Here is a 2,755-nt window from a genome sequence, read left to right as displayed (position 1 = left end):
TTCGTCACCTAATTTTATGCCCGGATACCAATACTCAAATTGGGTTTTCAAATCATCATTCAGTACGGCTGTACGGGTCTGGAGTAAGTAATGCGCACCTTGCTGGCTCCACTGCATCTGCTGTTTTTTCACCATCCGTTTGGCAATCACTTCATTGATCGTCGATTCAACAAATGAAGAGGAAATGGGTTCACCATAGCGATACATTTCACCGTAATTCGGGATCATCATGCCGTTATTTTCGATATAGGTGTACATTTCATCAATATGTTTTGACAAGGATTTCTTATTATCATAATGCGAGATGTCCTCATCACACATCGCAGCACAATCATCCAGGTGTTCTAATGCCTTCATCACATTGCCATGCCAGAGATACCATTTTGTACGGGTTAAAGCGGCCAGCAATTCTTCGCCGAGTTCCGGGGCGTTTTTCGATACCCCTCTGGCATATTGTTTTAATACGGTCAGCCGCATCGTGATATGAAACCAATCCAGTACGTGCTGCGATTCGGGGTACAGGTTAAATTGCAAATCCCTGAGATTATCGGCCCCATCCGATAAGAAAGTAATTTGTTGATTCATCTGCATGCCCTGTACAGATAACTGGGCAATGAGTTTTTTTCTGGGATGATTTTCCAGACATTGCACGAAACCAAAGCGTTTGGTCGGGACATTCGTCGCAAATGATTTGCCGGCAATGACTTCGAAATGGTGTTTTCTGTCGTCCCGGTTTCTGACGTAGCCGCCATCAATGCCCACCGTTATTGGTTTTCCCGGTTTGGGTAATTTTTCCCATTCACGGGGAGCACCGGGGAGAAAATCTGGCACTCCCTCTAATTCAGCCTCTTGTTTTTTGGCCGTCTGACACAGGTGATTTCTGACGGTGGCGGCATTACAGTGTTTTCCCACTGGCAGAACATCTTTGAGCAGGCTGGCAGTCAGTCCATAAGACATCAGTGACGCCCACCGGGTTTCTATATATCTGAGCTCCGGGTGAGTATGCGTATCACACCAGTGGTTGAGCAGACTAACGGTTTGGTTTGAATGTTTCTCACACGCACACCGGTAAACCCGAAATCCCGCTACCGGGATAATACCAAATAAGGTTCGATACTGGATGATTTGTTTGCCTTTTATCCGGCGATTTCGTTGACAGCAAGGACAAGCACGGTGTTCATCCAAATATTCCGCCACCTGTTTCTGGATCACAGATTGCTGGATAGCGTTCAAAAGTAATTTCGATTCAGACAGGGAAAGTCCAAGGTCATTGGGGGCATCGGACTGTTTTTCTATCGTGAATAACGTCTCAGTATGGCGATGACCCGATTTATCGACCATCGCGATTTGGATTGTGAATTGCATGGTGCTGTCCTCCCGGGGCTGCGGCTACCGTGTTCCCCCGTTTTTTAGCTGGTGACGCAATTTATAGTACGTAGAAACACCTAACCCTACGTTATCGCAAGCCAGCTTTAACTTGATACCTTTCGCTCTTAACGCGTCTATTTGAGGTAATTTACTGATCTCCGCCGGCGGCCTGCCCGTTCGTTCTCCACGTTGTTTTTTCGCGGCAATTCCTTCGGTTTGCCTTTCTCGAATGAGTGCCCGTTCAAACTGACTGAAGGCCGACATCATATGCAGTTGCAGCTCTTGCATAGGTGTACCCTCGTTGGCACTAAACGTGAGCTGTTCTTTCAGAAAGATCAGTGTAATACCTTGTTCGCGTAAACGCAGGGTCAGAGTACACATGTCCATCATATTGCGGCATAACCGATCGATGGAGTGAACAACTATCGTGTCGCCGGTTCTGACCTGTTGAAGCATATTTTGAAGCTGTGGCCGGTTGATGTTTTTCGCACTGGCCTGTTCGATATAGATTTTGTCAATTTTAATACCGGATGCAGACAGTGCCTCTTTCTGGCGATCAATTTGCTGGTCAACCGAACTCACCCGGATATAGGCATAGTGCATACTACCCTCAGCAGTCTTTAAACCTGATAAAGGTTTGTAGAATACTCTATAAAATTGACTTTTTCTAGGTTTATAGAGATATATAGCCTTGTTTTTAGCCCAAATGAAAAGGTATACCTTTAGGGATCCCAGTCCAAGCCCTGCGAATAATTCGGCGTGTCAAAATCATAACGCTTTAATAACTGATTGAGTCGTCGGCGGTTAAACTTGACGCGGTTGTACTCGTCAATAAACTCCTGAATATCACCCCAAGTCGTTTTGTCATCACTTTCTGCAATAGCTTCCAAGAGTTTAATCGTTACTTCGGTTTCATCATATTCAGTCGCATCAGGCATTCCTTGACCACTAAGACAAAATGGCGTGTTTTTATTTAGATCTGATTCAATCGCTTCAATACGGATATCTAACAACCAGTGGCGGAAAAAATTATACTCATAAGTAAACTTATCGCGATTTTCAAACTGAAATGAGGCAAGCGAAATTGTCCAAGGATTATCATAGAAAACCAGTCCGCCTTCATAGCGAATACCATAGTCTTTACCGTGAATATGAAATGTATGAAGATGGTCGTTATCCCATCCAAAAGCAAACTGCAGAAGAAAATGGAAAGCACCAAGTGACATGTTACTGTGAAGACGAAAACGTCGCCAAACCATCGGACTAATATCTCTAATAGCCATTTTGATCTTATAGACAGGCATTGTTTTCTCCCTTTGTCACAATGATGATGAGGACGATCATATTAATTGATTAAAGGGATACCCCACAGTTTTTCATGCTCTCC

Annotated in this window: 3 protein-coding genes; all 3 read right to left on the bottom strand. The window is 44.4% G+C overall.

Translation table 11 applies throughout. The features are described 5' to 3' along the window. A partial coding sequence (locus AACQ38_RS23540; protein WP_165579219.1) for an ISKra4 family transposase occupies positions 1–1,365 on the bottom strand: 1,365 nt, incomplete at its 3' end. A 24-nt stretch (positions 1,366–1,389) separates the two neighbouring features. Next, complete coding sequence (locus AACQ38_RS23535) at positions 1,390–1,971, bottom strand: recombinase family protein (RefSeq protein WP_054481491.1); 582 nt, start codon at positions 1,969–1,971, stop codon at positions 1,390–1,392. A gap of 119 nt (positions 1,972–2,090) precedes the next feature. Further along, positions 2,091–2,672, bottom strand: coding sequence for a plasmid pRiA4b ORF-3 family protein (locus tag AACQ38_RS23530; protein WP_165579218.1), 582 nt, complete (start codon positions 2,670–2,672; stop codon positions 2,091–2,093). Between the last annotated feature and the right edge of the window lie 83 nt (positions 2,673–2,755).

The organism is Photorhabdus sp. RW14-46 (genome assembly GCF_963887965.1).
In the GTDB taxonomy this organism is placed as follows: Bacteria; Pseudomonadota; Gammaproteobacteria; order Enterobacterales; family Enterobacteriaceae; genus Photorhabdus; species Photorhabdus laumondii.
This window is presented reverse-complemented; position numbering and strand designations above follow the sequence as displayed.